This is a genomic window from Methylobacterium sp. B1 (genome assembly GCF_000333255.1).
In the GTDB taxonomy this organism is placed as follows: domain Bacteria; phylum Pseudomonadota; class Alphaproteobacteria; order Rhizobiales; family Beijerinckiaceae; genus Methylobacterium; species Methylobacterium fujisawaense.
This window is the reverse complement of sequence record NZ_BACT01000292.1, coordinates 1-6,187: the sequence shown is the minus strand read 5'-3', so window position 1 is coordinate 6,187 and position 6,187 is coordinate 1. Positions and strand designations below refer to the sequence as shown.

Below are 6,187 nucleotides of genomic sequence, written 5' to 3'. Positions count from 1 at the left end.
CGTTTTATTAATTCTTAAAATCCCATGCTTCCGTCCGGCGAGACGTATTTGTAGGTCGCATCCACTTCATTTTCAATCTCTTTTCTGATTGCTATATAGATTGCCATTATTCTAATCCCGAAAGATGGCCGGCTTTGTTGGCGGCTTCGTGGGCGGTTCTGTAGTCCGTTTTAAAAATGCCTTCAAATTTCGACTCAAAAAGCTCATGCTTTATCAACTGTAAATCGTTTGTGGTGAAGGAGCCATTACTAAGGCGGTTCCAAGCATTGGCAATCTCAGGGTGCGCATCAAATCGGCTGATAAGCCCACCGTCTAAGTGATGGAATTTGTAAAATAAATGGTCCTTGATTCTGTTTATCTGAAATTTTTTTATCCCTGTATTTTTTGATATTAAATTTACATCTCCGCTTACGGATCTGATAGTGTCGTATGCTTTTTCCGCCGCGTCAAAATCCCAATAAGGAACTGTTTTATTCGCACCAGTATGGGCCATCCCAACTGGTGGGCTACTGGCTCCACCCTCCCCCGTAACCCGCAGTCCCTTCTCGGCGCTACGCTTCCCGGTTCCAGCCGCTGCAACCGCCCGACTTGCGACCGCCGCGCCCGCAGGCACTCGCGCCAAGCCGCCCATCCCGGCCACGCCACCCACGACGGTCTGCGCCGCGCCGGTGAACGCCTTGATCTGCTCGACCGTCGCCGGCGATGCCCCCGCCGCCTGGGCCACCGCCCCTGCCGCCTGCCGCCCCAACGTCTCCTGCGGCGCGCCGTACCACATCTGGCGAACGTCGGTCCAAAGGTTGTCCGCCGCGTCCATCAACCCCGCCCAGCCCAGGGCTTGAAGGGCCACGCCGACCGGGGCGCCCACGCCCGTCGCGTCGGCGGCCGTCCCGCTCACGACGAGCGCCGCGGCACCGCCGGCCTCCGCCAGCGCGCCGGCCGCCTGGATCGCCCCCATGGTCTGCGGATGCTCGGTCGCCCACTCGGCCGCCGCACCCCGACCTTTCCGCCACACCTCAGCCGAAGCCTCCGCAGACTGATCGGTCGCCAGAGCACCGCTCCACCAATCGACGTCCGCTCCCGGGGTGGGCGGCCCCGCCGCGCCCGCCCTGGGGGCATCCGGCTGCGCGGGAGCGGTGTTGGCCATATGCGTGTTTGGCTGCGCGCCGGAAGCTCCCTCCGGCTGCGCGGGATCGGTCTTGGCCATGTACGTGTTCGGCGGTGAGCTAGAAGCTCCGTCCGGCTGCGCGGGGCTCGTGTTGGCAGCATCGGTCTTCGGCGGCGCGCAAGCCGTCCGGTCCCGGCTGAGCACGAACTCCCCCGGCGTGTTGCCGCCGTTGAGCGTGCACCGGTCGCGGTTCCGCACCGCCGGGCTCTTCTGGATGTTCACCGTCGGCGAGTGCGAGGTTGGCTCGACCTTCCCACCCCGCGCCCCGGACTTCACCCCGCCCTTGTCCTGCGCCGGCTCGTCTCCGTAAGTCTTGCTGAACACCGAGTTGAACCGCATCGCCGGCGTGCCGCGGAAGTACACGCTCGTGGCGAAGTTCTCCGCGTCCTCGGCCTTGCCCCAGACTTGGTAGGGCACCGGCACCAGCGTCGAGCCGACCGGCGTCTTGCACACGTCCGGAGCCAAGCACACCGCCCGCGGCTCCGCGTCCCGGTGCACCCCCTCCGGCGGTGCGGGGCCACCCGCGCCAGCCTCGGGCTTCGGCTCGGGCCTCGGCAGGTTGTTGGGCCGGATATGGCGGATGATGAGCGGCTCGCTCTCGCTCATGATGCGGCTTCCTCGGTTCGGATGAGGGCGAGTTCGGGCATCCCGCGCCCGTCCGCCCAGGCGAAGCCCGCCCGCCAGGTCAGGAACACCTTCGCCACCTGCGGCCGCAGGTCGAACGCCACCCCGTCCAGCACGAGGTCGCGGATCACGTCGCCGTCGGCGTGCTCCAGCCGCATCCGCAGCCGCAGCCCCGGCAGACGCCCGTGCAGGCGCACCGGCCCGGGCACGAGGTTGACCAGCTGGAACGCCTCGTCGCCGGTGAGCCACGGCTCCGCCACGAGGCCCGGCGGCGCGCACTGGTAGAACCGGTAGTCGAAGTCCTCCGGCAGCAGCGGATGGCGCACATCCCGCCACGCGTCGTCGAAGGTCCCGGCCAACGGCAGCCGCTGCGCCCACCAGGGCGGCACCGGGCCGAAGCCCTGCGGCTCGGGCGCGTCGCTCCAGGCGCGGATCGGCTCCTCCGGCGCCTCGATCTGCGGCGCCGGACGGCTCTCCCCGCGGCCGATCGCGGTCTTCTCCAGATCGACGATGCCGCAGCCCAGCGGGTTGCGCGGGCAGACCGTCTCCGCCTCGTCCGAGCCGCGCGGCAGCGGGCCGCCATAGGCGCGGCCCCACTCCAGCGGCACCTCCGCCACCGGCTCGGGTTCCGACAGCCGCCAGCCCGCCAACCGGGACCCGTCGAACGCCGGCTCCCACCGGCGCGGTCTGTGAACCCGCAGGGCTTTGGAGATCGGGCCGACTCTCAGGCCGCACAGCCACGAGGCGGCCGCACCCGCCTCGACGGCGTAGGCGCTGCCCAGCAGGGTGATGTCGGTGCCCGGCTTGAATGGCACCAGCACGCCCTGGGCCACCAGCGCAGTGTGATGGGGATCACCCGCGTAGACGTCGCTCAGCGGAAGCGGGTCCTGCGTCTCCAGGATCCGCAGGGCATCGTTCTGCACCAGCCGGAACGTGCCGCGCGCGACCACGACGCCGTTGATCGCGCCGCGCAGGTTGTACTGCCGGAACGCCATCGCCGGGAACGGCGTGTGGTTGAGGACGGTCATCGGGTGCGATCAGTTCAGGTCGATGACCTTGCCGTTCATCTTGATCGGTCCGCTCGCCGTGTGGGTGTGAGTGTCGCCCTGCAGCGTGATGCTGCCGTCGCTCTTCATCACCAGACGGGCTTTGCCGACGACGACCTCCAGCTCCTCGCCGACTTCGAGCCGATATTTCGTCCCGATCTTCTCCTCTTTGTTCAGCCCCACAGTGACGTTCTGATTGAGCCCAACCAAAGTGCTCTTCATCCCGCCGACCTCCTCGGACGAGGTCAGGCCCACGGTGCGGTTCATGTTCATCCCGACCGTAAGCTGCTTGTTCTGCGCGATCGTCTCGACGTGGTTGCCGCCGACATCGATCGACTTGTCGTGGCCGATGCTCTCCGACTGGTCGTGGTCGACCCGCTTGCGCCGGTCGTGGCGCACCTTCACCCGCATGTCCCGCTGGGCGTGGACGAACACCTCCTCCCGGCCCTGCTCGTCCTCGAACCGCAGCTCGTTGAATCCCTCGCCCTTGTGCGTCTTCGACTTGATCGCCATCCGCGTCTTGTTGGCCGGCAGCGGGTACGGCACCGGCTCGCGCGCGTTGTAGGCCCGGCCCGTGATGATCGGCTGGTCGGGGTCGCCCTCCAGGAAGTCGACGATCACGTGCTGGCCGATCCGCGGCAGCGCGATCTGCCCCCAGCTCGCCCCCGCCCAGCCCTGGCTCACCCGGATCCAGCACGAGGCCGTGTCGTCGGCCCGCCCCGACCGATCCCAGGGGAAGCGCACCTTCACCCGGCCGAACGCGTCGCAGTGGATCTCCTCGCCGGCCGGACCGGTCACGATCGCCATCTGCGGGCCCTCGACCCGCGGCTTGCCCGGAGCGTCAGGCCGATACGGCGTGTCGTGCCGGATCACCCGGAACGACGTGGTCAGGTACGCGCCCCCGTCCCCGGCATCGCCCTCGACCGCCCCCGGCTGGCTGCCGGCGTGGCTCGCCGCCACCACCAGGAACCGCCGGTTCAGCACCGGGTCGGGATGCCCGGTCAGTGCGAACCGGTGCCCGGGCAGCAGCCGCGCGCACCGCCCCGCCCCCTCGCCGTGGCTCGCCTCGTCGCGATACCCCTCCAGCCGGTAGCGCGTGAACGCCCGGCCGACCGCGTCCGCCTTGTAGCGGCCGGGGTAGTCGTACATCTCCAGCTTGCGCGTCAGCCCGTTCAGCGCGGACGCCTGCGCCCGCGCCTCGAAGTCGTGCACGGGATTGCGGAAGAAGTGGTCGCGCTGGACCACGTCCGAGGACGCCACCAGCTCGCGCCACGTGAACCGGCCGACATGCGGGCCCTTCACCGTGCCCCCCGGCTCGGCGTTGTACGCGATCGCCTCCGCGCCCGGCGCGTCCGCCGCCAGCTTGGTCGCGTCGGTGAGCACCAGGGTGTGGGCGCCCTCGACATGCTCGAAGTGGTAGGCGATGCCCTCCTCGGCCATCAGCCGCTCGATGAAGGCGAGGTGCGTCTCCCGGTACTGCACGCAGTACTCGCGCGCGGGATGCTGTTCGGTCAGCGCGAAGCGGTAGGCGGTGACGCCGTTGTCCTTGAGCACCGCCTCGACGATCTCGGGCACGCTCTTCGTCTGGAAGATCCGGCAATCCGCGCCGAAGCGCAGGCGGTGCAGCGCCGGCATGAGCAGGACGCGGTAGGCCGTGTGGTGCGCGCCGGTGTCGCCGCGCTCGGCCAGGGCGAGCACGCCGTGGACGTGGCGGGGCGGGCCGTAGCGGTCGAGCACGGTGAGCCGGGCCGGCTTGTCGAGCAGCGCGGTCAGGTCGAGGCCCGGGTCGGGCGAGGCCAGGGCGATCTCGGCCCGGAACAGGCTCGAGATCGCCTCGTCCAGGCGGAAGCCCGTGACCGCCAGATCGGCGCCCGGCAGGCCGTCTGCGGTGAACGCGAGGGTGAAGTCGCGGTCGAGATCGCTCAGCGGCTGGGTGATCTCGGCGGGCAGGGCGATCATCGGAGAGCCTCGAAGGGGGCGGAGGTGGTCGGTCCGGCGTGGTCGGGCGGTTCAGGGGGGGCAGGCCGGGACGTGGAGGACGAAGCGCTGCAGCCAGAAGGCGGCGAGCCCCGCGCCCAGGGCCAGGCCGAGCCAGGAGCGCGGGCGCCCGAAGCCGGCCAGGCCGATCAGGCCGAGCACCGGGCCGAGCGTGATCAGGGCCAGGAGGACCGGCATCCCGTCGCGCCCGTCCGGCACGGCGCAGAACGCCAGGGCCGGGTGGTCGGGCAGGTCGAGGATCCACTCGGCCGGGTCGGCGGAGAACACCCGGATCGCCAGGGCGATGACCGAGGCGGCCGGCATCAGCGCGAGGTCGCGGGCGTGGTCGCGCCCGTCCGGCCACCGCCCCGGCTGCCGGGCGGGCGGCCGGACCATCCGGGCCGGGATCGGCCGCGGCGGGGATTCGTCATGGACACCCGCGTCCGGGCGCGCCTCGTCCTGCGGGACGCCGGGCCGTCCGGCGCGTGACCCGCCCGAGGCGCGCATCCGCTCGTCCCCCGCCGCTCAGGCCCGCGTTCTCAGGCCCGCGTTCTCAGGCCTTGGGCTTGCGCCAGTCGTCGGCGCCCGACGTGCTGGCCACCGTGTGCTCCCACTCGATCCGGCGGTAGGACAGGGAGACGGCGATCAGCTGGGTGAAGTCGGCGTTGCGCGCGTCCTGGCAGTGCGGCAGCTGGGCGTCGATGTCGATGATGGTCGCGTCGATCAGGCGGGTGGTGAAGAAGTGCTCCTGCTTGCCGGCCGAGCTGGTGCGGAACCACTTGACCTCGACCTTGGTCAGCATCTCGCCCGAGGTCAGGGCGTTGTAGAGCAGCGGCGTGGCCTTGTTCAGCGGGGCGGTGAACTTGAACGGCAGGTGGACGCGCTGGCCCGAGGGCTGACCGGACTGGGGGTCGCGCGGGATGGTGACGCGGTGCTCGATGGCCTGGACGAGGATCTCGTTCTCGTGGCCCTCCTGCCAGATGTTGCCCACGGAGGCTTCGGTGAAAGCGCCCTGGGTGATGTTGCCCTGGGTGGAACCCTCGATCGAGATATAGGCGGGTGTCGGCATGGTCTTCCCCGATGATCCGAGGCCGGCGGCGGTCGATCCGCAGGTCCGGACCGATGAGGTCCGGTTGTCTGCGCTGTGTTCCGGCTTCGCGGGAAGCACATGGCAGAGTTCGTGCCAATCTGTGCCGAGGCGATCTTATTTTGATCTTTGCCATCCAAGTGCCTGATCTCTCAGGCGGATCGTTTCGACCTGACAGCCGGGTGCTCGGATGCGTCCATCACCGGTTGAGATTTTTGGCCAAAAATGGCCGAGGGCTTGGCCAAAGATGGCCGAACTTTTTGAGTGGGGTAAGCACCTGTAGCGGCT

The 6,187-nt window shown here is 68.9% G+C and carries 5 protein-coding genes; all 5 read right to left on the bottom strand.

All coding sequences use genetic code 11. The features are described 5' to 3' along the window. Positions 1-106 precede the first annotated feature (106 nt). Genes I53_RS31075 through I53_RS08570 form a run of 5 tightly spaced genes read right to left on the bottom strand, consistent with a single transcriptional unit; the run spans position 107 to position 5,881 of the window. Positions 107-1,771: a PAAR-like domain-containing protein gene (locus I53_RS31075; protein ID WP_083936001.1), complete on the bottom strand. Its 1,665-nt coding sequence runs from the start codon at positions 1,769-1,771 to the stop codon at positions 107-109. Then, entirely contained in the window at positions 1,768-2,817 is a 1,050-nt protein-coding gene (locus tag I53_RS08585; protein WP_043349183.1) for a DUF2169 domain-containing protein, read from the bottom strand. Before I53_RS08585 ends, I53_RS31075 begins: the two co-directional genes overlap by 4 nt. A gap of 9 nt (positions 2,818-2,826) precedes the next feature. Continuing rightward, on the bottom strand, positions 2,827-4,794 hold the full coding sequence (locus tag I53_RS08580; RefSeq protein ID WP_051044731.1) for a type VI secretion system tip protein VgrG: 1,968 nt from the start codon (positions 4,792-4,794) through the stop codon (positions 2,827-2,829). Between the two features lie 51 nt (positions 4,795-4,845). Continuing rightward, on the bottom strand, positions 4,846-5,319 hold the full coding sequence (locus I53_RS08575) for a hypothetical protein (protein WP_043349182.1): 474 nt from the start codon (positions 5,317-5,319) through the stop codon (positions 4,846-4,848). Positions 5,320-5,365: 46 nt separating this feature from the next. Then, complete coding sequence (locus tag I53_RS08570; protein WP_043349186.1) at positions 5,366-5,881, bottom strand: Hcp family type VI secretion system effector; 516 nt, start codon at positions 5,879-5,881, stop codon at positions 5,366-5,368. Between the last annotated feature and the right edge of the window lie 306 nt (positions 5,882-6,187).